25 protein-coding genes are annotated in these 25,881 nt (G+C 53.9%); 13 read left to right on the top strand and 12 right to left on the bottom strand.

The window, feature by feature from the left end; all coding sequences use genetic code 11:
• Positions 1-123 precede the first annotated feature (123 nt).
• The 5 genes from DCC81_RS21260 to DCC81_RS21240 all read left to right on the top strand — a co-directional run bounded on the left by DCC81_RS21260 (position 124) and on the right by DCC81_RS21240 (position 3,374).
• Positions 124-522 (top strand): helix-turn-helix domain-containing protein, encoded by a 399-nt coding sequence (locus tag DCC81_RS21260; protein WP_108688690.1) that lies wholly within the window; start codon positions 124-126, stop codon positions 520-522.
• Positions 523-648: 126 nt separating this feature from the next.
• Positions 649-1,413 (top strand): SDR family oxidoreductase, encoded by a 765-nt coding sequence (locus DCC81_RS21255; protein ID WP_108688689.1) that lies wholly within the window; start codon positions 649-651, stop codon positions 1,411-1,413.
• 187 nt (positions 1,414-1,600) lie between these two features.
• Positions 1,601-2,152, top strand: a complete 552-nt coding sequence (locus tag DCC81_RS21250) for a P-loop NTPase family protein (protein ID WP_108688688.1) — start codon at positions 1,601-1,603, stop codon at positions 2,150-2,152.
• 291 nt (positions 2,153-2,443) lie between these two features.
• Positions 2,444-2,881, top strand: a complete 438-nt coding sequence (locus DCC81_RS21245) for a VOC family protein (protein ID WP_108688687.1) — start codon at positions 2,444-2,446, stop codon at positions 2,879-2,881.
• Between the two features lie 91 nt (positions 2,882-2,972).
• The gene (locus DCC81_RS21240; protein ID WP_108688686.1) at positions 2,973-3,374 is read left to right on the top strand and encodes a DoxX family protein; all 402 of its coding nucleotides are present in this window, start codon (positions 2,973-2,975) and stop codon (positions 3,372-3,374) included.
• Between the two features lie 87 nt (positions 3,375-3,461).
• Here DCC81_RS21240 and DCC81_RS21235 read toward each other — a convergent pair whose 3' ends face one another.
• From DCC81_RS21235 to DCC81_RS21225, 3 genes are all read right to left on the bottom strand, one after another.
• Positions 3,462-4,625 (bottom strand): glycoside hydrolase family 88 protein, encoded by a 1,164-nt coding sequence (locus tag DCC81_RS21235; protein ID WP_108688685.1) that lies wholly within the window; start codon positions 4,623-4,625, stop codon positions 3,462-3,464.
• 149 nt (positions 4,626-4,774) lie between these two features.
• Positions 4,775-5,209 carry an SRPBCC family protein gene (locus DCC81_RS21230; RefSeq protein WP_108688684.1) on the bottom strand — a complete coding sequence of 145 codons (435 nt, stop codon included), beginning with the start codon at positions 5,207-5,209 and terminating at the stop codon, positions 4,775-4,777.
• Between the two features lie 98 nt (positions 5,210-5,307).
• Complete coding sequence (locus DCC81_RS21225) at positions 5,308-6,345, bottom strand: serine hydrolase domain-containing protein (protein ID WP_108688683.1); 1,038 nt, start codon at positions 6,343-6,345, stop codon at positions 5,308-5,310.
• A gap of 180 nt (positions 6,346-6,525) precedes the next feature.
• Here DCC81_RS21225 and DCC81_RS21220 point away from each other — a divergent pair, with 180 nt between their 5' ends.
• From DCC81_RS21220 to DCC81_RS21205, 4 genes are read left to right on the top strand one after another with little or no spacing between them, the layout of a single operon-like run.
• Positions 6,526-7,248, top strand: coding sequence for a pirin family protein (locus DCC81_RS21220; RefSeq protein ID WP_108688682.1), 723 nt, complete (start codon positions 6,526-6,528; stop codon positions 7,246-7,248).
• Between the two features lie 28 nt (positions 7,249-7,276).
• Positions 7,277-7,609, top strand: coding sequence for a hypothetical protein (locus DCC81_RS21215; RefSeq protein WP_108688681.1), 333 nt, complete (start codon positions 7,277-7,279; stop codon positions 7,607-7,609).
• Between the two features lie 12 nt (positions 7,610-7,621).
• Positions 7,622-8,560 carry a ring-cleaving dioxygenase gene (locus DCC81_RS21210; RefSeq protein WP_108688680.1) on the top strand — a complete coding sequence of 313 codons (939 nt, stop codon included), beginning with the start codon at positions 7,622-7,624 and terminating at the stop codon, positions 8,558-8,560.
• Positions 8,561-8,574: 14 nt separating this feature from the next.
• A complete protein-coding gene (locus tag DCC81_RS21205; RefSeq protein ID WP_240613040.1) occupies positions 8,575-9,204 on the top strand; it encodes an alpha/beta hydrolase in 630 nt (209 codons plus the stop codon).
• Here DCC81_RS21205 and DCC81_RS21200 read toward each other — a convergent pair.
• The 5 genes from DCC81_RS21200 to DCC81_RS21180 form a co-directional block, all read right to left on the bottom strand.
• A complete protein-coding gene (locus tag DCC81_RS21200; protein ID WP_108688679.1) occupies positions 9,191-9,772 on the bottom strand; it encodes a Crp/Fnr family transcriptional regulator in 582 nt (193 codons plus the stop codon). The genes DCC81_RS21205 and DCC81_RS21200 overlap by 14 nt on opposite strands.
• A gap of 54 nt (positions 9,773-9,826) precedes the next feature.
• Positions 9,827-10,282: an SRPBCC family protein gene (locus tag DCC81_RS21195; protein ID WP_108688678.1), complete on the bottom strand. Its 456-nt coding sequence runs from the start codon at positions 10,280-10,282 to the stop codon at positions 9,827-9,829.
• A gap of 84 nt (positions 10,283-10,366) precedes the next feature.
• Entirely contained in the window at positions 10,367-11,266 is a 900-nt protein-coding gene (locus DCC81_RS21190; RefSeq protein WP_165806683.1) for a helix-turn-helix transcriptional regulator, read from the bottom strand.
• A gap of 130 nt (positions 11,267-11,396) precedes the next feature.
• A complete protein-coding gene (locus DCC81_RS21185) occupies positions 11,397-12,902 on the bottom strand; it encodes a RagB/SusD family nutrient uptake outer membrane protein (protein ID WP_108688676.1) in 1,506 nt (501 codons plus the stop codon).
• A 24-nt stretch (positions 12,903-12,926) separates the two neighbouring features.
• Entirely contained in the window at positions 12,927-16,040 is a 3,114-nt protein-coding gene (locus DCC81_RS21180) for a SusC/RagA family TonB-linked outer membrane protein (protein WP_108688675.1), read from the bottom strand.
• Between the two features lie 412 nt (positions 16,041-16,452).
• Between DCC81_RS21180 and DCC81_RS21175 the strand changes: the two genes are divergently transcribed.
• On the top strand, positions 16,453-17,358 hold the full coding sequence (locus DCC81_RS21175; RefSeq protein ID WP_108688674.1) for a helix-turn-helix domain-containing protein: 906 nt from the start codon (positions 16,453-16,455) through the stop codon (positions 17,356-17,358).
• 11 nt (positions 17,359-17,369) lie between these two features.
• Here the strand turns inward: DCC81_RS21175 and DCC81_RS21170 are convergent, their stop codons facing one another.
• The 4 genes from DCC81_RS21170 to DCC81_RS21155 form a co-directional block, all read right to left on the bottom strand.
• Positions 17,370-18,920 carry a DHA2 family efflux MFS transporter permease subunit gene (locus tag DCC81_RS21170; protein WP_262510185.1) on the bottom strand — a complete coding sequence of 517 codons (1,551 nt, stop codon included), beginning with the start codon at positions 18,918-18,920 and terminating at the stop codon, positions 17,370-17,372.
• A gap of 25 nt (positions 18,921-18,945) precedes the next feature.
• Positions 18,946-19,692: an SDR family oxidoreductase gene (locus DCC81_RS21165; RefSeq protein ID WP_108688672.1), complete on the bottom strand. Its 747-nt coding sequence runs from the start codon at positions 19,690-19,692 to the stop codon at positions 18,946-18,948.
• Positions 19,693-19,744: 52 nt separating this feature from the next.
• Positions 19,745-20,329, bottom strand: coding sequence for a TetR/AcrR family transcriptional regulator (locus DCC81_RS21160; protein WP_108688671.1), 585 nt, complete (start codon positions 20,327-20,329; stop codon positions 19,745-19,747).
• Between the two features lie 154 nt (positions 20,330-20,483).
• The gene (locus DCC81_RS21155) at positions 20,484-20,702 is read right to left on the bottom strand and encodes a hypothetical protein (protein ID WP_108688670.1); all 219 of its coding nucleotides are present in this window, start codon (positions 20,700-20,702) and stop codon (positions 20,484-20,486) included.
• A 95-nt stretch (positions 20,703-20,797) separates the two neighbouring features.
• Here DCC81_RS21155 and DCC81_RS21150 point away from each other — a divergent pair, with 95 nt between their 5' ends.
• The 3 genes from DCC81_RS21150 to DCC81_RS21140 all read left to right on the top strand — a co-directional run bounded on the left by DCC81_RS21150 (position 20,798) and on the right by DCC81_RS21140 (position 25,814).
• Positions 20,798-21,184, top strand: a complete 387-nt coding sequence (locus tag DCC81_RS21150) for a BlaI/MecI/CopY family transcriptional regulator (RefSeq protein ID WP_108688669.1) — start codon at positions 20,798-20,800, stop codon at positions 21,182-21,184.
• 66 nt (positions 21,185-21,250) lie between these two features.
• Complete coding sequence (locus tag DCC81_RS21145) at positions 21,251-23,284, top strand: M56 family metallopeptidase (RefSeq protein WP_108688668.1); 2,034 nt, start codon at positions 21,251-21,253, stop codon at positions 23,282-23,284.
• A 91-nt stretch (positions 23,285-23,375) separates the two neighbouring features.
• The gene (locus DCC81_RS21140; protein ID WP_108688667.1) at positions 23,376-25,814 is read left to right on the top strand and encodes an outer membrane beta-barrel protein; all 2,439 of its coding nucleotides are present in this window, start codon (positions 23,376-23,378) and stop codon (positions 25,812-25,814) included.
• The last annotated feature ends 67 nt before the right edge of the window (positions 25,815-25,881 follow it).

Raw genomic sequence — 25,881 nt, 5'->3', positions numbered from 1 at the left:
CGCAAAAGTACGCAAAAACCCCCAACCCGCCCATGAAGAGCGGGTTGGAAGCCTCAGCTGACCACCATCCGCCCCTCCGATCCTGCCCGCGGGGCAGCGGGTAAATTGTGCTAACTTTACCATATGCCAAGCACCTCTATTCCTAAAAAAGTATTGTCCCGCAAGGACGAGATCACGGAGCAGTTCCTGGCCCTGGTGGACCAGCACCTGCAGGACATCCGTAACAACAGCGTGGAGAAGACGTACCACACGGCCGACCTGGCCCGCCTGCTTTTTGTGCACCCGGTGCACCTGACCAATACCATTAAGCTCACCACCGGTAAAAGCCCGTGCGACCACCTGGAAGAAGGCCTGATCGCCGAGGCATACCGCCTGCTGGCCACCACAACCCTTTCCGTGGCAGACGTGGGCTACCGCCTCACGTACAGTACCCCGTCCAATTTTGCGAAGTTCTTCAAGAACATGACCGGCATGACGCCGCTGCAATACCGGAAGTCGCTGCAGGAAGCTCAAAAAAACTGAAGCCTGGAATACTTTTTCCGCTTTCTTTTTACCTGTTCCCCTCCCGTTTTCAAATACTGAAGTCTGGAACATTTTTGACCGGGATTTCGCTTCACATTTGTATTGTCAAAATCAAAACTCAATAACATGGCAACACAAAGAAAGATCGCACTGGTTACCGGCGGCAGCCGCGGGCTAGGCAAGAACATGGCACTCGCCCTTGCACACAAGGGCATTGATGTGGTGCTCACCTACAACAGTAAAAAAGACGAGGCTGAAGCCGTTGTAAAGGAAATAGAGAACACCGGCGTTAAAGCCGCCGCCCTGCAGTTCAACGTGGGTGACACCGGCAGCTTCCCCGCTTTTATAGCAACCCTGAAAGCCACGCTGCAAAGCAATTTTGGCGCAGACAAGTTCAACTTCCTGGTCAACAATGCCGGCGTAGGCGTGTATGCGTCTGTAACAGAAACCACCGAAGCGCAGTTTGACGACATGGTGAACATCCACCTCAAAGGCGTGTACTTCCTCACCCAGCGCTGCCTGCCCATCCTGGCAGATGGAGGCCGCATCATCAACATCTCTTCCGGCCTGGCACGTTTCAGCACTCCTGGTTTCTCTGCCTATGCAGCCATGAAAGGCGCCATTGAAGTGTACACCCGTTACCTGGCCAAGGAACTGGGCGCCCGCGGCATTGCGGCCAATGTGGTGGCACCAGGGGCTATTGCCACAGACTTTGGCGGCGGCATGGTACGGGATAATGAACAGGCCAACAAAATGGTGGCAGGGGTTACCGCCCTGGGCCGCGTGGGCGAGCCGGATGATATTGGCGGCGTGGTAGCCTTCCTCTGCACGGAAGAAGCTCGCTGGATCAATGCACAACGCATTGAAGCATCTGGCGGCATGAACCTGTAAAAACATCCATTTTCAATTAAAACAGCCAGGGGCCCACCTCCTGGCTGTTTTAATTGAATGTGTACCTGCCGGGGGCCACACCGGCACCAGCCCTGCGTGACGTACAATCACGTTAAATTATTGGCCAGGTTTGCTAAATCCTTTTGGTCCGCTTACATTTGAGCACGGACCATCAATCTGCAAGCGTATGAAAATCCACTTGTTCGGCGCATCCGGCGCGGGCTCCACCACGCAGGGCAAAGACCTGGCAGCCAAACTGCACATCCCCTACTTTGATTCCGACGATTATTTCTGGGCGCCTTCCGCCGTTCCCTTCACCGAAAGAAGACCGGAGGAGGAACGCAATGCCCTGCTCAAAGCAGCCCTGGAGCCCTACGACAGCTGGATCATTGGCGGTTCCCTGGTGAGCTGGGGTGATTACTGGAAAACCGCGCTGGACCTCGCCGTTTTCCTATATGTGCCCCACCCCATCCGCATGGAACGCCTCAAAACACGGGAGATGGACCGCTATGGGGAGATCATCCGCACTGATCCCGAACGTCAACGCCTGCACGAAGAATTCATGGAATGGGCAGCCAGTTACGATACCGGCAATATACGCCGCAGCCTGGCCGTGCACATGGCATGGATGCATGAACTAAGCTGCCCCGTGCTCACCATCAAAGGAGATTACAGCATTGAAGAAAGAAGGGAAATGATCATGGAGCGCATCCGCGAAATTGTTTCACAGGCAGATTAACCGTCACCGGCCGGCGCATTTATGTGCAGGCATACCACGGCTCATTTCACCTACCTGTTGCATCCAGGTTCCATTGTGTGTTTTAAACGCGCTCCCGGGCACGGGACCAGCCGGCCGGAACGCGCTACAGCCCATTGTTACAGCTAAACCGGCCGGTACGCTTAGCGCCACCCGCAGGTTGTCCTGATTCCCCCCTCAAGTTGTCATTTATCGCCCCGGCATCTTACCCGGTACTGTTCTACATTTACGGTGCAAACAACCGTTGCAGAAAACGAATAAATACACATTCACATGGTAACCTTAAATCCTTACTTGAACTATCCCGGTAACGCCGAGGAAGCCTTCACCCACTACAAAAAAGTATTTGGCGGGGAATACAACATTGTACGTTTTAAAGACGCCCCTTCTGAAGAAAATGTCACCGAAGCCGAAAAAGAAAAAGCCATGCACATTGCCCTTCCCATTGGCAAAGGCAACGTACTGATGGCCACAGACCTGGTGGGCAAGCGCATGGAAAAATTCAATCCCGGCAATGACCATTATCTCAGCCTGTTTGTGGACAGCGATGCGGAAGCCGACAAGATCTTTGCAGGCCTGTCTGAAGGTGGCTCCGTACAACTGCCCATGTCCAAACAGTTCTGGGGCGCATATTTTGGCATGCTCACAGACAAGTGGGGCGTGCGGTGGATGATCAACCACGATTACAACCAGGACCAACACGGGAAATAACTACTTCTACAAGGGCCACAGCAGCCTCCGTCCACCGCCAGCGGGAAACGCTGTGGCCACCTTTTTATCACGCCATTCTAAAACCTTTTGTATGAAAAAGATCAAAATTGCTTATTGGGTGTTCACCGCCTTTATCATCCTGATGTTTGGTGTATTCTCCATCCCCGGTCTCATGGGCGATGCCAAAAGTGTAGAATTGTTCAAAGGGCTGGGCTACCCGCTCTACATCATGCCTTTCCTGAGCGTGGCCAAAATACTGGGCGTCATCGCCATTGTAATACCCGGCTATCCCCGCCTCAAAGAATGGGCTTACGCCGGCATTACCTTCGACCTCTCCGGTGCCACGTACTCCATCATCCGTAGTGGCACTCCCTTTATGCAATGGGCGCCCATGATCATCTTCTTTGTCTTCATTGCCGGCTCTTACATCTGTTACCACAAAATACAGCAGTACAAGGCCGCGGGTGTGCAACAGGGCCCTGCATTTGCATAGCAGGTCATTCAGGGAAATTCTTTAAATGTAAAAGGGAAGATCAGCGTATGATCTTCCCTTTTACATTATAGCTTTGTCAGGTTATGCCTACTTTATCCTGTTATAGCGCAGCAGCGCTTCTATGTAATAATAATCCCCATAGATCAGCGGCGTATCAATTTCTGAATGACCGGGTAAATGGCCGGTACAGTGCTTGATCAGGAAGTGATGATTGCCCTCCGCCGCAAAATATTCAGGGCTGGAAAGGCTTACCAGGGTGGCTTCTGCAAAGTCTGTATACGTTTTGCCTAATGCAGCCGGTACATAACCGCGCAACTCCAACAGTGCAGAAGCTACGATGGCCGCAGCAGAAGCATCGCGGGGCTCGTTGTCGGAATGTGGTGCATTGAAATCCCAGTAAGGAATTTTATCGGCCGGCAGATTGGGATGATGCATATAGAAAGCAGCGATGTGCTTGGCTTGTTCCAGGTATCTTTTATCCTTCGTTTCCCGGTACATCATGGTGTAGCCATAGAGGCCCCAGGCCTGTCCGCGGGCCCAGGCAGAGCTGTCTGCATAGCCCTGAGCGGTCATTTTAGCCAGTACGTTGCCCACGCTGTCGTAGCACACCACGTGATAGCTGCTGTAGTCCGGGCGGAAATGATTTTTGATGGTCTTATCCGCATGCTTTCGGGCGATGTCTTCAAACTTTTTATCCCCGCTGGTCTGGGTGGCCCAGCAAAGCAGTTCCAGGTTCATCATGTTGTCGATGATCACCGGGTATTTGTAGCCTTTGAAATTATTCCAGGATTTGATCACGCCTACCGCGGGATTAAAACGGGTGGAGAGGGACCGGGCGCCATTGAGCAGCACCTGCCTGTAAGCCGGGTTCTTTGTAATGCGGTAACCATTCCCAAAGGAACAGTTCAGCATAAAGCCCAGGTCGTGGGTACCGGTATTGTATTGTTCTTTGGATACGGCTTCCGTCCAGGTTGCCGCAGCACTTTTAAGGGAGGTGTCTTTCGTGTACTCATACAGGTACCAAAGGCTGCCCCCAAAGAAGCCACTGCACCACCAGTCGCTCTTCATTTTCTTCATGCTCCCATCCGGGTTGATGGACTGCGGGAACAAGGTAGTGGTATCGCCCAGCTCCTGTAACATGCCATGATATTGGTGGGCGGCGAGTTTCAGCTGTTTAGCCACATCCACCTTCCGCTGCGCGTGGACGCTCATACACGTGGAAAGCAGGAGACCTGCAAAGAAGTATTTCATATCGTTGTAAACATGGTAGGTAAGCGACAAATCTAACCGGTAAATGGCTTGTTAGCGAACGATGCAGGGTATTTATTTACGAAATCGTTTTCGGCTATGGGCACAAAAATGCCGGGACCCGCGGGCCCCGGCCTGCAATATATACCTGCTTACTTTTTGCCTTCCAGGAAATTGGCCAGGTTGGTACCCAGGATGAAGGTCCAGCCGTTGTTGAAGCTTTCCACGCGGAAGTTCTTGTCCTTGTCGGCCGCAAAGGTCTCAAGGCCGGTATGGGTCAGCTTCAGGCGGGTCTTATCCCCTTCTGGGAACAGTTCAAAGCTTACTTCGGAATTGCCGGGATAGCCGTCGTAACGCCAGGTGTAGGCCAGTTTCTTACCCGGCACCACCTGCGTTACTTCGCAGATATGCTTGTACTGGGTGGTCTTATCACCGCCCATGAATGTAAATACAAAGCCTATTTCCGGGCGGAATTCCTCCAGCTGGAAATACCATTGCTTCAGTTTATTATTATCTGTAAGCGCCTCCCATACAGTGTTTGCGGGGGCATTGTAAATACGCTCCACTACCAGCGGTGTGTTTGCCATGGTACGATGATTTGGTGATAAAAAACAAGTACAATAATCAGCCCGGCCGCGGACCAGCGCTGCACAACAAATATACGTAACCAAATGGTTTCACAAAATTAAAGTTGCTGCCGTACCCATTCCCGGATGAGGTCGTGGTAGTAAAAAGTGCGGTTGCGGTCCTGGTTTTGTGCATTCACATTTTCCAGGATGATGATGCTGGTCACGCTTTGCGGCAGGTAGATATCCGTAGCAATAAAACCTGCAAAGTTGCCATTGTGGCTGATCTCCGGGATATTGCCAATGCTGTCCACCTGCACCCCAAAACCGTAGCCTACATCGCCCCAGCGGTGGCCCTGGCGGCTGGCATGCCGGCTGGTCATCAGCTGGTAAGTGGCCGGCTGCAGCAGTTTTCCGCCATGCAGACAGTGGTTCCAGCGCAGCAGGTCGGCCGCCGTAGAAATGGTGGCGCCACTGGGGCCATACGGGGCGGCCAGTTCCAGGATGTTATCCGCCACCTGCCAGGTACCATCCGGCATTTCTGCGTAGTCCGTCACCAGGGGGCCGTGGTAGCCCCTGGGTGGGCTGGAATGCTTCATGCCACAGCGTTTGAAAAGGTCCTTTACCAGCGCTTCATACAGCTTGCCACTGGTGTGGGCGGCTACCTGGGCCAGCAACATAAAGTTGTAATTGGAGTAGTGAAATTCCGTGCCGGGGCGTGAAAGCAGGGGCGCGGCTTCATCTGGCGGCGAGCCCAGTCCCGAGGTGTGGGTGAGCAGCTGCTCCAGGGTAATGGAATCGGCCCAGGGCGCTTTCAGTCCGGGCAAAAGACGGTGCAGGGTATCGGTTAAGTGCAGGTGCCCTTTTTCCATTTCCTGCAGCACCAGCACCGCGGTGATCTGCTTGCTGAGGGAACCGATGATAAACACATCTTCCTTTTTCAGCGGAATGTGTTTTTCACGATTGGCTTCGCCTTTTGCTTTGTAATAAATGATCCTGCCTTTTTGCTCCACCAGCACTACGCCATTGAATGCGCGGGGTGTGTCCGCCTGCAACAGCGAATCCAGGCGGTGCGCCAGCTGGGCGGCGGTTTTCAGGGAAGTACAGCACAACAACAGGCATAGGAAATAGCCTGTGCGGGGGAATGATAACGGCATGTGACGGGAAGGTTTCTGCAAAAATAATGCGTGCGTGTTTTATAAATACTACAAAAACTACCATTCCAACAAAATCCCCCGCTCCCGGGGCCGTAGGTTTGCAGCCGCTGATTTCTTAACCTAGTTCAATGGATTGCGGGTACCGGTCACTGTACATTTGTATCACAAACAACGAAACACATGGCACACTATACTTTACACAAGGCCGGCCAGCGCGCCATCCTGGACCATGGCTGGCTCAAAAGCGCGCAGACCTTCAGCTTCGCCGGCCAGTACAACCCGGACCGCATCCGCTTTGGCACCCTGCGGGTAATGAATGATGATGTGGTAGCTGGTGGACGCGGTTTTGGCGAGCACCCGCACGATAATATGGAGATCATCAGCATCCCCCTGGCGGGCGCGCTGGAACATAAAGACAACCTGGGTAACGAAAAGCGTATTGAAGCGGGCGACATCCAGATCATGAGCACCGGTGAAGGCGTATTCCACAGTGAATACAATGGCAATGCCGACCAGGACGCCGCCTTCCTGCAGATCTGGGTATTTCCCAAAACATTGAACGTAAAACCACGCTACCAGCAGTTCACCCCCGACCCCGCCGGCCGTGCACACCGGTTGCAACAGCTCCTTTCCCCGGATGCAACAGACGCCGGCGGGCAGATACAACAGGATGCCTGGTTTCACATGGGCAACTTTGACCAGGGTGAAACCGTGTCTTACACGCTGCGCAGAAAAGACAATGGCTTGTATGTATTCGTGATCAGCGGCAGCTTCACGGTAGACGGGCAATTGCTGGAAACCCGCGATGGGCTGGGCATTTCAGACATCAATGGTGAGATCAGCATCCAGGCTAACGCCAACGCAGCTACGATCTTGCTGATGGAAATTCCCATGACGCTTTGATCTTTTATCCGTAAAAAAAGTACACATCATGAAAGCGATAGATCATCTCAACGTATTAGCCGTAGGTCGCAACGCCGCCATCATGGCTGTTGTGGAAAGGCTGCTCAACAGCCACGAAGCCTGGTACGGGCTGGCCGTCACCAGCGATGAAGCCGCCCTGCAGGCCTTGCAGCAAACACCGTTCGACATCGTGCTGCTCTGCGCAGGCATTTCCCCCGGCGAGGAAACAGCCCTGTGGCGCCACCTGCTGCAACGCAAACCGGACCTCATCATTTCCCAGCACTATGGCGGCGGCAGCGGCTTACTGGAAGCCGAGATCCGCAACCTGCTGGCTGAACATAACATTACCCTTTCACTTTAAAAACACACCATCATGAACGATAATACCATCTTAGGCCTCCACCACATCACTGCCATTGCGGGCAATGCCGTTACCAACCATAATTTTTACACGCAGACCCTGGGCCTGCGCATGGTGAAAAAGACGGTGAACTTTGACGATCCCGGTACTTACCACTTCTACTTTGGTAATGAACAGGGTACGCCTGGCACCATCCTCACTTTCTTCCCCTGGGAAGGCATTCCTGCCGGCCGCCCCGGTGCAGGTATGGCCACGGAGATCAGCTACGCGGTGCCCGAAGGCAGCCTGCCTTTCTGGGCCGCACGCTTCAAGGAAAAGAATGTAAAAGCCGGTGAACAGGCCGAGCGCATGGGTGAGATCATCCTGCCCTTCCAGGACCCGGACGGGCTGAACCTGAACCTCGTAGTATCCAAAACCGGCGATAACCGCCAGGGATGGACCACTCCGGAAGTGGACGCGAATGCCGCCACCAAAGGATTCCACGCGGTAACCCTTACGCTGAATAACGTGAAGCCCACCGCCGCTATCCTTACTGACATCTTTGGTTACGAACTGCTGGAACAGGAAGGCAACCGTTACCGCTACATCACCAAGGCGGTAGATGCTGCGGCCATCGTAGACCTGGTGGAAATTCCCGGCGAGCCCCGCGGCCTCAATGCCGGGGGCACCAACCACCACGTGGCTTTCCGCGTGAAGAACGACAACATCCTGATGGAGTTCCGTGAAAAGATCCTGCGTAAGGGCCTCCACATTACGCCTAAGATCAACCGTGATTACTTCTTCTCCCTGTACTTCCGCGAGCCCGGTGGCGTACTCTTTGAGCTGGCCACTGATAATCCCGGTTTCACCGTGGACGAGCCGCTGAACGAACTGGGCACCCACCTGAAACTGCCCGCACAACATGAACACCTGCGCGCAGAACTGGAACGTACCCTGGTGAAAATTCAATAACCTTTAAAACAAGCATGATGCATAAAAAACAGTTCTTGACCGGCGGCGCTCCCTTAAGCGCCACCGGCAAGGTCCTGGTGATGATCCACGGCAGGGGCGGCAGTGCAGAAGACATTCTCTCCCTGGCCGCACACCTTCACGTGAAGGACTATACGCTGATAGCACCCCAGGCCACCGGCAACAGCTGGTACCCCTACTCTTTCCTGGCGCCCACTTCGCAGAATGAACCTTATCTTGGCAGCGCCCTGCAAATGGTGGGTGACATTGTCAAGGACCTGAACGCACAAGGCATTCCAAACGAAAACATTTACTTCCTCGGCTTCTCCCAGGGCGCCTGCCTTACCCTGGAATTTACCACCCGCAACGCCACCCGCTGGGGCGGTATAGCAGCCTTCACCGGGGGCCTCATAGGTGACAAGGTAAACCCTGCCACCTATGCCCAGGGCGACTTTGCCGGCACGCCCATTTTCATAGGCAGCAGTGACCCGGACATGCACGTGCCCGTGCCCCGTGTACAGGAAAGCACCAAACTTTTACAGGAAAAACACGCGAACGTATATACGAAGATCTATCCCCACATGGGGCATACCATTTCACAGGATGAGCTGGATGTAGTGAATGAAGTGATATTTAATGCCGCTTAGCCATGGCGCCCCTGACCTTACTCAGGAACTCCGGCGAAACGCCGAGGTAACGGGCAATCTGGTGTTGTGGAATGCGCTGCAACAGCTGGGGATAACGTGCTGTAAAATTAATATAACGCTCCTCGGCGGTCTGCGACACGGATGCATAAAACCGTTGTTGCAGCACGCCGAGCGAACGTTGTACCAGGATACGGAATAACTTTTCAAACTTGGGAATGCTCTCAAACAAAATACCCTTGCTGATAAAATCGATCACCAGCAACTCGCAGTCTTCCAGGGTTTCAATATAAAGGTTGGAAGGCTTGCGGTCCATGAAGCTGCTCAGGTCACTCACCCACCAGTCTTCCACGGCAAAAAGCAGTACCGTTTCCTTCCCTTCCTTGTCCGTGTAATACGCGCGGATACAGCCTTTCAGAATGTAGGCCTCAAAATCGCACACCTCCCCTTCCCGCAGCAGGAATTGCTTTTTCTTCACTTTTTTCAACGTAAAAAGGGAATGGTACAACTCCGTTTCCTCCGGGGTGAGCGTGATGTAACGCGCCACAAAGCGATCCAGCGGTTCAAACATACAAGCGGTATTAATAAGGCCGGAAGATAACGCTAAACCTGCATAAAACGTGGGTCAGTTTGCTGCTTCCACCAGTTTTTTGATCTCTATTAGCAGCGGCATCCAGCCCTCTCCATTGTTGCTGGCATCCTTGTAACGGGCGTCCCCGTTGGCCACCGTAGAAAAATCGCCCTGCTGCACATAAAAGTCCGTGCCGCCGTCTTTGGGCTCCAGGCGGTACGTAACCGTCAGGTAGTTTTCCGGCAGGTCTTCCAGGGATGGGTTGTTGGGATCAAACGTGGTGTACACCAGCTTTCTTTCCGGCTCTATCTCCACTACATTCCCTTTTACGGCTACCAGCTCCACCCCGTTGAAATTGCCTTTCCAGATAAGGGGGCTGCCGGGCTGCCAGTCGGACAGGGCTTCACAGCCAAACATGTATTTCTTGGTCTGTGCAGGATTCACGAGGTAATCCCAAACCCGCGCCACGGGCGCGTTGAAGTGGATCTGGTTGTTTACAAAAAGTGCCATTGTTGATTTGTTTTATGCAATATTAGCCCCTTGCCGGCGCAAGGCATTGCAAATACCGGATTATAACTAACAAAAAACGGAGCATCAGCCCTGCTTCACGGCTGCCGGAGTGGTGCCGAATTTCTTTTTAAAAGCGTTGTTAAAGTGCTGGGGCGAAGTATAGCCCAGTTCAAAGGATATCTCCGCGGCGGTTTTCTGTGTATCGCGGAGGTATTGGTGCGCCAGTTGCAGGCGCTGGTCGGTGAGGTAGCCAAACACGGTATGGTTAAAGGTTTCCTTAAAGCCACGTTTCAGTTTGTATTCATTCAGCCCCACCGTTTTGGCAATCTCCGACAAGTTTGGCGGATCACTGAGGCGCTGGTTGATGAGGTCCCGCACGGCAATGATCTTCTCCTTGTCTGTAGCCGTTTTCAGGAAGTGCTCCTGGCGGTAGCTGGCCGCTTCGCAGGCAGCTGCACACAATACCAATAACTCGATGCTCTTGGATAACAGGAATAGTTTCTTCAATTCCCCATTGTATTTGCAATGCAGGATCTGCTGGATCACCTGCTGGATATTACTGTCTATGCTGCCCCAATGCTCACTGAGCAATACGTTTTGCCCCTGCATCACTTTTTCCGCAAAGCGTTGCAACGCCGGGCTGGCTGTTTGGGTAAACTGCAGGAAAAGCGCTTTGGGAAATTGCACGCCAAAGGTTTCCACTTCCAGGGTTTTATTGGTCACCTGGATATCAAACCCGTTTGAATACATGATGTTGTGGTGGCTGCCCACCAGGTCAAAACTGCGGCCTAACTGTTCATAGTGGAATGCATAATCTCCGCGCATCCCAAAGTGCATGCGCACCACGTCGTTATCCGCGTGGCCGGGCAGGGTGCAAAGGGTGTTCATCACCGTCAGCGAGTGGCCCAGGCGGATGTCGTCGCACTGCCAGATGGTACCGGTGCGGGTGCCCTGTTCAAAGCTGTGGGAGAAGGTTTCTTCCATGCGGGAAAGGTACGAAAATAATTCTCCGGGGGGCATGCACGGCCGGCGGCACCTGGTGGGCCGGGCCTGCAAACGTGAAGGGCGCAGCCGCCATTGCGACCACGCCCTTACTATCAACATGTGTAACTGCCTACTTGTAGAGGTTGGGATTGTTCTGTTCTTCTACCAATGGGATGGAGAAAATATAGTACGGGCTGTTGGCCACGAAGGCAGACTTGTCCGGGAAGTTGCGCACCGTATGGTAGCGGGCGGGTACCTGCTTGGACACGCCGTCCTGTACAATGGTCACCAGGATATCATGGCCCTGGCCATCCACATAAGGTTTGCGCACTACGGAAAGCTGGTTGCGGATAATATCTGCCAGTGCAAAGCCTTCTCCAAACAGCTCCTTGCGGCGTTCAACCAGGATGGCGTCAATGAGGTCCTGCGGGGTTTTACCGGCGGGATCGTAGGCTTTGGCATTGCGGGCGGCCTTCAGGGTATTGAGAGCGGTAACGGCCGCCCCGGTATTGCCTGCGCGGGCATTGCCTTCTGCTTCGATCAGGTATTCCTCTGCGGAGCGCATGAGCACCAGGTCTGCGGTAAGGTCACCGCGGAAAAGGAATTTCCTGTACTGCAAATAACCTTCACGGCCTGCATCTGCATCCCAGGAAAACAGGGCCTTGCGGTAATCCCCGTCATCAAAGAGCTGCATAAAGAACGGATCTGCCATGAAGCTGTAATAGTAAGATCCATCGTTGGTTACATCCAGGAAGTGGAATGCATCACTGCCGGTACGCTGCACGGTGGTTTCCGGCTCACCCCAGATCCATTCTGAATTATTGATGTCGTTAAACCCTTTTGCATAGTCGGAGGCAGACATGAACGAGTAACCATCACGCGCTTTTACGGCTGCTGCTGCTGCCTGTGCCCAGCGGCCGGTGTTCAGGTAGGCACGGGCCAGCAGGCCATTCACCACGTTCACATCTATCTTGTATTTGGAAGGGCGGCTGTAGCCCTGCAGCAGGGTTTCCGCCTGCGTAAGATCGGCAAACACCTGGGCGTAGATCTCCTTCAAAGTGGCCCTGGGCCTGCCTTGTGTAGTATCGCTGGCGGGCTGGGTGTAAATGGGCACCGCCTTGGCAGTGGAGTCTTTCAGGTAAGAGAACTGGTAGAAAGAAGCCAGCGTAAGGTACATGTCTGCCCGCAGCGCCATCGCCTGGCCTTTCAGCACATTGCGGCTGGCGGCATCCCCTTGTGCGGCATCTGCATGCGCCAGGATGATGTTCATATTGTTGACCACCTTGTATACGGTGGCCCAGATGGCGGCCACGCGGCTCCTGGTCTTGTCATTGATCTCGGTGAAAGGATAGGCATCGCGGTAGCCGTATTTATTGGGAATGAGGGCTGCGTCATCGCCCATGGCATCACTCACCAGGCCAATGGTCCTGAAGCCGGGATTCCCGAAAATATCACCCCAGTAGCTGTCCATCATAGCAGCCCAGGTACCTTCGTAAATGGTGCCCAGTGCATTCACCGTGCCATACAGCTGGTCGCCGGTCACGGCATCAGAGGGCGCCGTATTCAGTTGCTTGCTGCAGGCTGGCAGTAGCAGCATGGCCGCCGCGATGTATAAAGAAGTGGCAATTTTTTTCATCGTCATTACAATTAAACATGAACATTAAAAACCTAACTGCAGGCCCACGGACAAGGTGCGCAGGGTTGGGTATTGATAGAAGGTGGTACCGTCAATGGACTGCTCAGGATCCATGCCTTTGTGGCCATAGAACGTGAGCAGGTTCTCACCGGTCACATACACTTTCAGGTTCGTAAGATTGGCGCGCTGCATCCATGCCTTGGGCAGGTTATACGCCAGGGTGGCGTATTTCAGGCGGGCATAACTGGCGCTGTACAGGAAGCGGGTGGAGGTTTGGTTCCATGCGCCCTGGGTAATGGTGCTGAGGCGGGGCACATCCGTGTTGGTATGTTCCGGTGTCCAGCGGTCCAGGATCTCGGTGCTCCAGCTGTGGCCAAAGGAATTGCCGTTGTTCATGAGGGCCAGGTAATCCCCGTCCAGCACCTTGCCACCCAGGCTGTAAGACACCATGAAGCTAAGCTCAAAGCCTTTGTAGTCAAAGGTGTTGGTAATGCCGCCGTATACATCCGGCAGGGAAGAGCCGGAGTAATACAGGCCTGCATTTTTATAAAGGTTGGTCGTTGTTTTAGCGCCGGTAGCAGCATCCGTAGTGTACCAGAGCGGGTCCCCGTTCTTCGGGTCCACACCGGCCCACTGGCGGATGTAAAATTCATAAATGGACTTACCTACCATCAGCTTCTTGGTGCCGGAAATGATTTCATTTTGCGGCAGGGACGTGATCTTGTTCTTATTGAAAGTACCGTTCACCGCCAGGTTCCAGCGGAAGTCCTTTGTGCTCACGGGGATCACATTGAACTCAAACTCCCAGCCCCGGTTGCGCAGGCTGCCAATGTTTGCATAGATGGTGGAAAAACCCGTAGAAGGCGTAAGCGGCTTGGGAAACAGCAGGTCTTTACTCTGGCGGTTATAGAACCCGATGGTACCACTCAGCCGGTTCTTGAAGAAGGCAAAGTCCACCGCCACGTTGGTGCTGATATTGCTTTCCCATTTCAAATTAGGCGTGGCCAAACGCAGCGTGGTAGCGCCGCCCGCGCTTTGATTGGGCGTAATGGCGTACAATGCCTGGTATGCATAGTAGTTCGGGGAACCATTATCCGTCAGGTTATCATTGCCGGAGGCACCATAGCTCACTTTAGGCGTCAGTGCATTGATCCAGGTCACATTGCTCAGCCAGGGCTCATCCGCCATGTGCCAGGATGCACCTACAGAATAGAAAGTACCCCAGCGCTCCTGTGGCGAAAAGCGGGAAGAAGCGTCACTTCGCAGGGAAGCCGTGAAATAATACTTGTTGCGGAAAGAGTATTGTCCCTGGCCAAAGAAGCTCAGTTTATTGTACACATCGCTCTGGCCGGTAAAGCTGTTGAGCACAGAAGCCGCCACCGGTTCGTAAAAGCCGGGGTAAGAAAAGTTCTGGCGCTCACCGGAAAGATTGGTGTAATTGAAGCTGTAATACTCATGCCCTGCCAGCAGGTTCAAGTGATGGCCGCCGGTGAAGTCATGGTCATACGTAAGGATATTGTTCCACGTGTAAGACACGGTACGGCTGCTGCTCTTGTCCACCAGGCCGCCTATAGACGCGTAGTCTCCATATTGCGAGTTGTAATACGTAAGCCCATTGCTGCTGATGTAATCTACATTGTAGCTGGTCTTGAACTTCAAATCTTTGTACAGCGTGGCTTCCGCAAAGGTGCGGGCAGAGGCGTTCTCACGCGTGAGGCGATATCTGTCCAACGGAATGCTGCCCACCAGGTTCTCATTGGCCAAGGCTGCGGACGGGCGGTAGGTACCAAAGTCGAACTGCTGCTGTCCCTTGTCATCGAGGATGAAAGTGCCATCAGCATTGCGCTGGTAAATGGGATAAAAACCAGGGATACTGCGTCCAAAGTTCACCACGTTGCCGGTCTGGGAATCCGTGGACGGTGGTGCATCCTGCGTGGTGCTCGAGGCATTGAAATCCAGCCCTACGCGCAGCCACTTGCGTGCCTGCAGGTTCACATTACTGCGGATGCTGTAGCGTTTAAAGCCGGACTTCAGGTACAGCCCCTGGTTATCCAGGTAGCCGCCGCTGATGTAGTAATTGCCTTTATCGTTTCCGCCGCTGAGGCTCAGCTGGGCCTGGGTATAGCCCGCATTTTGATGCATGGCATTCTCCCAGTTATCGTTCCAGAGCAGCTTTGCGCCCGGTACCAGCTTCCCGTCTGTACCTACCGGCTGGGGAAAACCGGGGCCATAGGGATTGATGTTCAGGTATTGGTTGCTGGTGAGCAATTCGCTGGCCTTCACGGCGGCAGCATCCGCAGAGAGGCCGTTATCCATCTGGTTATTGCGTATCGCTTCCCATGTCAGTTCAAAATATTGCTGGGTATTGAGCTGGGCGTAGTCCTTTACGGCGCGGCTGCTCCAGCCCTGGTTCACGGTGGCGGTCACCGCTACGTTGTCGCTTTTCTTACCTTGTTTGGTGGTGATCACGATCACGCCATTGGCCGCGCTGGCGCCATACAGGTTAGCCGCGGTAGCGTCTTTCAGCACCGTGATGGATTGTACATCGGCGGGGTTGATAGCATTGATATCACCATAGTAAGGTGCCCCGTCCAGTACAAACAGGGGGGCACTGGATGCATTCACAGAGCCCACGCCGCGGATGCGGATATCGGATGCATTGCCCGGCTGGCCGCTGGCCGATTCCGTTTGCACCCCTGCCACCAGGCCTTGCAGGGCATTAGTGATGTTGGAGGTTTGCCGGTTCTCGATCTTGTCCGCCTGTATGCTGGATACAGAGCCGGGGAATGCGGATTTCTTTACCGTGGCATAAGCTACGGCCACCACTTCATCCAGTTGTTTGTTGGAAGCTTTCAGGTTAATGGTGATGGAAGTATCGCCTTTCAGCGGGACCTCCGCAGCTTCTCGGCCCACGTAGCTCACGGACACGGTGCCGGTAAGACTGGCTACCGGTATGGAAAAGCGGCCGTTCTCATCGGTGAATACACCGTGGGGCGATTTATTCACTGTAACGGATGCACCGGGCAGCGGCTCCCCGTTTTCCGCGGCGCGCACCTGGCCGTGAATGATGTAACGATCTTGCGCCAGCACAATGCCGCAGCAAAATACAAGCATGACACTCAGTAGCGTTCTTAGCATAATTGTTCCAATAAGCGGTAAAAAAAATAGCGTTTCGGAAAGGACGGTTTTCCTTACAAATGCCAGCCTGGTAATAAAGCGATCTGTTTGGTTAGTTGCATGAAAATAGCGGTTGGTCCGGCGTTTCCGCCTGGCCTCACACATGTTGATCCCTGTTTCTTGTACAGCCGGTTGATCAGATCCCCGGTTTCTTACATAAGCGTTTTGTTGATCTATAAATACTAAATATCGTGAACCGGTTTTTCTGGTTGCGGAGGCAAAATTAGGGGGAAGTAATTAATCTACAAAATCTGTAGACTAAATTATTTTCCATCCCGTCTTGCAGCAGTCGTATTCAATTTGATAGCAAAAATCGTACATAAATGAACGGAGGCTGGCCGGTGGCTCCATTCATTTTTGTATTTTTACAGGTATGGCAGGTATAGAAACACTCGAGGAGTTTTATCAACATAAATTCAGCTGGCTGCCCGACAACCTCCAGCAGGACATCGGGCATTTCAATGTATTCCGGATCGTACCCAAGGGCACTGCAAACTGCCCCGCCCCGCCCAAATACAGCCGGCGCTCATTTTACAAGATCAGTTTATTCAGGGGGCATAGCATTTTCCATTATGCGGATAAAAGTGTGGAGATCAATGGCAGTGCGCTGTTGTTCTTTACCCCGCACGTGCCTTATACTATAGAAGCCTTGTCGGAAGACAACAGCGGGTACTTCTGCATTTTCCGGGAAGCCTTCTTCACGGAAAAAATAAAGGGCAGCCTGCATGAGCTGCCCATGTTTGCGCCGAACGGGAAAGCGGCGTATATACTGAACCCTGCGCAGGATGCACAAACGGGCGAAATATTTGAAAAGATGCTGGCAGAAATAGGGTCTGACTATGCCATGAAGTACGACCTGCTGCGCAACTACGTGATGGAGATCGTGCACGCAGCCAATAAGCTGCAGCCTACTGAAACCCTGTACCAGCACGCCAATGCGCATGCCCGCATCACTTCCGTATTCACCGAACTGCTGGAAAGACAGTTCCCCATCGAATCGCCGGGACAACGCATTGCCCTGCGCTCCGCGAAGGATTATGCAGACCAGTTGGCGGTGCACGTGAATCACCTGAACCGCGCCATCCGCGATACCACGGGGAAAACCACTACCACCCACATTGCGGAAAGGCTGGCCGCGGAAGCCAAGGCGCTGCTCCGGCACACCAACTGGAACATCTCCGAGATCAGCTACAGCCTTGGCTTTGAGGAGCCCGCGCACTTCAACCACTTCTTCAAAAAGCAAACCGCCACTACCCCATCTGCCTTCCGCGTAGCCTGATGACCGGGTACCTAGTGGTCTGATACGATCACCGCAGGCTTTCCTTTTTTGGCACTGCGCGCCATCAGCAATAACGGCAACGCCAGTACGAAAACACTGCCCACCGCCAGGTAGGCGTCATTGAAACTGAGCATGGAAGATTGCCTGCCGATCACCGCATCCAGCAGGCCCAGGGCCCCGTGTTTAGCGGCGGGGGCGTTAAAGCCCCTGCCCATGAGGTAATGCGTGTAACCATCCAGCCGGGCCCGGGTGGCCGGGTTATCCAGGGCCAGGTTGCTCACCAGGTCAAACCGGTGCTGGGCCGTACGGTTGGCCAGGTAAGTGTTCACCATGGCAATGCCAAAGGAGCCACCCAGCTGGCGCATCATATTGTTCAATGCCGCCCCCTGCGGGATCTCCGCCGGTGGCAGGGATGATACGGCCAGGGTGGTAAGCGGCACCGTGATAATGGCCAGTCCCACGGCCCGCCAGATGAGTGTAAAAGTGAGCAGGTCTGCACTGGCATCCAGGTCTATCCGCGACATTTCCCAACTGAAATACCCGAAGCACAAAATGCCCGCCGTGATCATATACATGGGCGATAGGCCGCGTTGCAACAAACGTGCGGAGACCATGAGCCCCAAAATGGCCAGCACTGCGCCCGGCAGCAGCAGCAATCCCGTTTGTGTGGGCGTAAATCCCAACAAACGCTGTGCAAACACCGGCGTGAGAAATACAGAACTGAATAACCCGATGCCCGAGATAAAAGTGAGCGCTGCGGCGATGCTCAGGTTCTTGCTGCGCAATACCCGCAGGTTTACCACAGGATGCGCTACCTGCAGTTCCCACCACACGAAAATGGTGAGCGCAAAACCCGCAATCACGCTCAGCCAGGTGATGTAAGGCGTGGAAAACCAGTCTTCCGTTTCCCCTCTTTCCAGCACCGTTTGCAGGGAGCTGATGCCGATGGCCAGGAGCAGGATACCCCACCAGTCTACCTTTCCCACCCTGGGTTTGATAAGCGGCTCATGCAGTAGCAACAGGCATAAAGATGCCACGATGATACCCAGGGGCACATTGATATAAAAGATCCAGGGCCAGGAATAATACTCCGTGATGTAGCCGCCCAGCGTGGGCCCGATGGTAGGCCCGATGAACACCCCGATGCCAAACAAGGCGCTGGCTACGTTCTGTTTTTCTTTGGGAAACAATTCAAATACGATGGCCTGCGATACGCTGAGCAACGCACCGCCGCCAATGCCCTGCAGGAAGCGGAAAGTGACCAGCATCCAGATGTTGGTAGCCTGCCCGCATAGAAAAGAGCATAAAGTGAAAGCCATTACAGAGCCAATGTAATAATTGCGCCGTCCCAGCCTGGCGGCCAGGAAACTGGTGATAGGGATAATGATCACGTTGGCAATGGCATAAGAAGTGATCACCCAGGAAGCATCTTCCAGCGTGGCGCCCAGGTTACCGCTCATATGCGAGAGCGCCACGTTTACAATGGAGGAATCGATCAGCTCCATCATTGCTGCGAAGATGACGGTGATCAGGAGCACCGTTCTTTTCATACCGTTCGGTATATTTTTTAGCGTTAAAAAGCGCCGCTTAACGGGCCTGGTTCATATACTGGAGCGCGTCTGACGGTGACTGCAGGAAAGCCTGGTACAACTGTGCGGTGCCGCCTACATGGATCTCGAAACGGTCTTCTGCCAGGGCCTGCACCAGCTCATCTGCCACCTGCTGTGGCGGGATACCGTTCGCACCACCAATGGCCTGCGAAAAGTCGGTGTTCACCAGCGGGGGCATGAGCTCAAATACTTTTACAGGTGATTGTTGCTGCGCCAGTTCATAGCGCAGGATCTGTGTGTAGGAATGCAGGGCGGCCTTGCTGGCAGCGTACGTAGGGATATTGCGGGCGGGTACAAAAGCCACGATGGACGATACATTCACGATGGCCGCTTCCGCCTGTTTGCTGAGCAGGGGCAGCAGCTTTTCATTGAGGGCCAGGATGGAAAGGTAGTTGGTGTGGATCTCTTCCGCGGCCTTATCAAAGGCGCTCACATTGGCGCCCAGCTGGTAATAGTGAGCCGCCCCTGCATTATTGATCACTACATTCAGTGCCGGGAACTCTTTGCTGATGCGGCTTACCAGCGCATCCACCGCCACTGCGCTGGCCACGTCTGCCACGATGGGGGTTACATTGTTCAACTGCGCAGCGGCGTTCTCTAAACGCTCTTTGTTGCGGCCCGTAATGATAACATGGTTGCCCTGCGCTGCAAGGGTTTTGGCAATAGCCAGGCCAATGCCGGCGCTGCCGCCGGTGATCAATACGGTGTTGTTAGTCGTTTTCATGCTGTCGATTTTTTATACCGATCGGTATATTTTTTATGATAAAAAAAGGAACTCAGAGTTCCATGATAAATTTTTCCAGGGCCTGGGTAACAAGGTTACGGTAGTGCATATTACCGGTCACCTTGCTTACCATGATGCAGCCTTCCAGCATGGCAATGATGGAAAGGGCCACCTGTTCAGGGTTTACTACTTTTTTAAGCTCCTTATCCCGCACGCCTGCTTCAATGATCTCCACCAGTTTATCCTTCCATTTGTGGATGGCCTTTGCGGCACGCTCTTTCAGCGCAGGGTGCATATCGTCCGATTCTACGGAGGTGTTGAGAATGGGGCAGCCGCCCACGGGGAAGGGATATTTGAGGAAGTTGTTGTATACGTGCACATAAGCCATCAGGCGGTCCCGGGCGCCATCGTGCTTCGCAATCTCCGCGCCGTAAATGCCGGTGATCTTTTCCAGGTTGTGATCAAAGGCGGCAAGGGCCACCTCATCCTTATTGGCAAAGTTACCGTAGATGCTGCCTTTGGTAAGCCCGGTGGCATCTGTCATATCGGAGAGAGAGGTGCCCGCGTAACCTTTTACATTGAAGATGGGGGCGGTTTTCTCTACGATGAACTGTTTGGTTCTTTCCGCTTTACTCATGTTGTTATCAGTAAGACGGTACAAATTTATACCGATTGGTATTATTTTCCAAATAAAAAAAACGGGATCACTGTGGTGGAGCGGTCCCTGTACCGGGGAGGCCGGTCCCTTCTGCCTGGCCAGGGGGCAGGCCTCCCCCGGCCTGTAAGCTCCGCTACCGCATCGCATTGAATCCAAACCCGATACCTTCCCCTTTTTTCTCCGCTACCTTATACAGCACCGTGTACGTGATCCGCAACGCCGCACTCTCCCCGCTCTGGCTCTGCTGCGCAGACACCACGGTGATCTCCGTATTGGCCTCAAAGAACTTGTTAATTCCTTCCTGTAATTGCTCCGCGCTGGACGCCGCAATGCTAAATGATTTGTACTGCATAATTTTTTTACTCCTTAATAAATGGAAACTACTTTTTTCCACCCACCTCCTGAAATAATATTTTGTTCGTACGAAAATATTCGTACCTTAGGATCATGGAAAAGAACAAAGACGAAAAGAATGTGGAGCCAACCCGCTCAGAACTGGAGATCCTCCAGGTGCTCTGGGCACATGGTCCCAGCACGGTGCGTTTCGTGAATGATGAGTTATGTAAACAGAAAGACGTAAATTATACCACCACGCTGAAGCTGATGCAGATCATGGCAGACAAGGGCATTCTTACCCGCGATGAAAGCCGTATGAAGCACGTGTACAGTGTAGCGGAAGATGAACAGGCCACCAAGGCCCACCTGCTGGAAAAATTCGTAGACGCTCTGTACAAAGGCTCTGCCAGCAAGCTGGTACTGCAGTTGCTGGGCAACCGCAAGACCTCTGCCGAAGAGCTCCGGGCCATCAAGGAAATGCTGAATAAACTGGACTGATTTGCTCCATAAACCGGATTTTTAAAAACCGCCCCCTCCTCCCACCGTTCTAAAAAACTAAAACGTATGCAAGCATCTGCGCTTCCTTCTTTCCAGGCAGACCTGCTGATACAGGCACTGTGCCGCACCCTGCTCCACTCGCTCTGGCAGGGCGTTATCCTGGCCGCACTGGCTGGCATTATCATGCTGGCCACCCGCCGGCAAAAGGCCGCCAGCCGCTATTACCTGCTGGTGGGCGCGCTGGCCCTGTTCACCGGGGGCGCCGCCGTTACATTTGTGTGGGAGTGGCTGGCCCTGCAGCCCGCACAAGGCGCCACCGCCAGCGGCCTGGCCGCCGTGGAGCAATTGCGTATAGCCAATACCGTGGTAGCCGCGCCTTCGGCCAATGCACTGACCCAGCAGCTCTTTCAATACCTCAGTGCACATGCCCAGCAGGTAGTGCTCATCTGGTTCCTTTTTATCTGCATCAAGAGCATCCGCATGCTCACCGGCCTGTATGAAGTGCGCATGCTGCGCACCCAGCAAACCATTGCCCCGGACGCCCGGTGGAGCGCACGGGTACAGGACCTGGCCCGCCAGCTGCGTATATCCCGTCCCGTTAGACTGCTGGAATCGGCCCTGGCCAAGGCGCCCATGGTGCTGGGCCACCTGAAGCCCCTCATCCTGGTGCCGGCCGGCCTCCTGTCCAGCCTTACACCGGAAGCCATTGAGGCCATCCTGCTGCACGAGCTGGCCCACATCCGCCGCCGCGATTACCTGGTAAACCTGCTGCAAAGTTTCGTGGAGATCCTTTTCTTCTTCAACCCGGCCGTCACCTGGATCTGCGCCCTGCTCAAAGCCGAGCGGGAAAACTGCTGTGACGACCTGGTGATGCAATACACCCACAGCAAAACCGTGTACATACAAGCCCTGGTATCCTGCCAGGAATATGGCCACCCGGAACTGGCCATGGCCCTGCCCGGGAGCCGTAATACCCTGCTGGCCCGTGTAACCCGCATGATCAGCAACCATAACCACTCCCTGAACGTGGTGGAAAAAACATTGCTGAGCGTATGCCTGGTAGGCGCAGGCCTGCTCCTGCTGGCCTTTCCCGGGAAAGCAGCCCGCCACGTGGTAAAAACCATCACCACCACTACCACTTTTGATCACCAGACCACGATAACGGATACACGGAATGTAACGCTCTCCATAGACCGCCATAACGATACCTGTACCCTTCCCCAACTGGCTACCCTGGATGATATGCGCATGGCGCCACTGCCGGCCTTCACCTCGCTGGATGGAACCCTGCGCCCGCAGCAGGCCAGTCTCGGCGCACTGTCTTCCGCCTGCCCCACCCTGTACTGGGTGGACAGTAACCAGCGGCAAACGCTGATCCTGCGGGATGATACGGCCGCCAAACGCTGGCTGGAAGATCGGGCCTACGAGGCCGCGGAAAAACAACGCCTCCATGATGAACAGGCAGCTGTAGCCGCGGAAGACCAACGGGCCTACGAGGCCGCGGAAAAACAACGCGCCAGTGATGAACGCCAGCGCACGGCAAACGCCCGTGCTTACCAGGTAAATGCACACCAGTACTTTGCAGCCGCACAGGTACCCCACGGCAGTGGTCATGACACCACCCACCCACGCACCTCTCCTTCCGCCATTGGAGCCCCGCGTGTACAGTATATGCCCAATGTTGCCGCACGGGTGCAACCCACCGCTGTAGCCATGCCCGCACCCGTGGCAAAACCGGCCGCGAAGGCCATACCAGTGACCCATGTTGCAGCCGCCGCGCCGCCACCTGTCCCGGTTAAGCCCATTGCGCCGCTTTCACCGCTTACCCCTGCAGCGCCACCCACACCGGTGGAACCCGTAACACCTCCTTCACCGGATGCGGCTGCCGAAAAGGATGAAAACCTTTCAGACCGCGTGGTACAGGAGTTGCTGCAGTCGCACCTGATCGTCAAGACCAAAAACCTCTCGTTTAAACTAAGCAGGGAAGCATTTATCGTCAACGACAAGCCCATGCGGGCAGACATTGCAAAAGCCTTTGCAGACAAGTTTGTACCCAAAGACCATTGGGCACTCCTGTACAATTACGAAGTCAAGAACTAACCTGGAACATTACCGGCCCAAGTACCTGGAACGCAGTACTACACTGCATTCCAGGCAGGCCATGCCTTTTCTGCTCTAAACAAACTGCTCCATGCAAATGAAAAACGTGGTCCTGCTGACCATCAGCCTTCTCATGCCCGTACCCCTCCTGGCGCAAACGATCACCGGCCAGGTAAAAGATGCGCAACAGCAACCCGCAATGGCCGCCACCATTGTGCTGGTGCGCCACAACGACAGCAGCGTAGTAAAAGCCACCCTGCCGGATAACAGCGGCCGCTTCTCCTTTGAAGCCATCGCTGCAGGCACCTACCGCCTCTGGGTAACCATGATGGGGTATAAAAAATACCGCAGCGAGAGTTTTGTATTTACCAAAGGCCAGGCACTTACATTGCCCGCCATCACACTGCAGCAGCAGGATGCACAGCTCAAGGAAGTCTCCGTTACAGCACAGAAACCATTTATTGAAAGGAAGATAGACCGCACCGTGGTGAACGTGGACGCGCTTATCAGCAATGCAGGCAGCAACGCGCTGGAAGTGCTGGAAAAAAGCCCGGGCATAAGCGTAGAGGACGAACAGACCATCAGTCTCAAAGGCAAGAACAATGTAACCATCTACATCGACGACCGGCCTACTTACCTCTCCGGCACCGCATTGCAGAACTACCTGCGCTCCCTGCCCGCATCCACCATTGAAAGCGTGGAGATCATGACCAACCCACCTGCTAAATACGATGCGGCCGGCACCGGCGGCGTGATCAACATCCGTACTAAACGTAGCAGGCAAAAGGGTTTCAACGGGGGACTGAACCTCTCGGCCATGCAAGGCATTTATTTCAGTACCAACAACAGCTTCAATTTTAATTACCGTAACAACAAGTGGAACATAGGCGGTAATGTGGCCTACAACAAAGCGCGGGGCTACAGTGACCTCACCATCAACCGCCAGTTTTATGATGAAGCCGGGCAAACCCAGGGCTACTTCATGCAGCACAACCAGATCAACCGGTGGTTCACCTCCTTTTCCGGCAAGATCAGCGCAGACTATTACGCCACGGAAAAAAGCACCTTCGGCATCGTGCTATCCGGTGATGACGATCACCCACGCAGTGATAATGACAACATCAGCCACCTGCTGGATGGTCATCAACAACTGGATTCCAGCATCCATGCCCTCAATAGTACCAAGGGCACTTTCAACAACGTGGGCCTTAACCTGAACTACCGCCACGCCTACGATAAGAATGGCCGGGAGCTCACGGCAGACGCGGATTACATCCGGTACAACACCGGCAGCCAGGAGGTTTACAACAACTACAGCTACCTGCCGGATGCCACCGATCCTTATCTCTATGCACAGCTGAACGGACAGGTGCCCACGCACATCGACATTTACTCCGGTAAGCTGGACTACACGCACCCTTTCCGGAACGGTTATAAGCTGGCCGCGGGCGTGAAAAGCAGTTACACCGCCACGGATAATATTGCCCAATATTACAACCTGGTTGATGGACAAAACCTGCCGGACTACGATAAAAGCAATCACTTCCGCTACCGCGAAAACATTAACGCGGCTTACCTGAACCTGAATAAGGATTTTAAACGGTTATCTGTACAGGCCGGCCTGCGCTTTGAAAACACGGTCTCCAACGGCCACCAGCTGGGCAATGCCGTGAAAGGTGATTCCGCTTTCAACCGCAATTACACCGGCCTGTTTCCCACGCTGTACCTGCTGTACAAGCTGGATACGGCGGCCAACAATACATTGTCGCTCAACTATGGCAGGCGCATTGACCGGCCCTATTACCAGGACCTGAACCCGTTCATATCGCCGCTGGACAAATTCACTTACTACGTAGGCAACCCTTACGTAAAGCCATCTTATACGCAACGTGTGGAACTGGGGCACAGCTATAAAGGGCGCATCAGCACCACTTTCATTTATACCCACAGCCGGGATGACATCAACGAGACCATTGAAATTGTAAACGGCATTTACTACAGCCGCCCTGGCAACATTGGCGCTACCACCACGCTGGAAGTGGACCTGGATGTGCAGCAGGACCTCGGAAAGCGCCTGAACCTGCACTTCTACGGGGAAGCCGGCAATATCCACTCCTATGGCGACTTCTATGCCGGCCACCTGGACAGCCGCGGTAATTACGTATTTGTAATGCCCACGCTTACGCTGAAGCTGCCCAAGGACTGGACCATCCAGGCCAGTGCGCGTTACCGCAGTAAACTGACCCATGCACAATTTGTATTGGGAGAAAGAGGTGCCGTGGACCTTGGATTTTCCAAGAAGATAACGCCCAAGCTCCTGTTGAAACTCAATGGCAGCGACCTTTTCAAGACGATGATCAATACAGGGGTGATCAACAACCTGGCCATGACAACTGCCAACTGGCGCAATGTATCAGACACCCGCAAAGTGGCGCTGAGCATCAGTTATAACTTCGGGAAAACCATTGCCAACCAGCGCCGGCACGAGGATAACAGTGCAGATAGTGAACGTAACCGTGTAAAGCAGTAATACACCATGGCCGCCAGCAGTGCGCCGGTTGAATTACATGCCCCGTTTAAATTATACCCATGCATAA

The organism is Chitinophaga parva (assembly GCF_003071345.1).
GTDB classification, from domain to species: Bacteria; Bacteroidota; Bacteroidia; order Chitinophagales; family Chitinophagaceae; genus Chitinophaga; species Chitinophaga parva.
The sequence above is the reverse complement of the archived record's forward strand: the minus strand, read 5'-3'. Positions and strand labels throughout refer to the sequence as shown.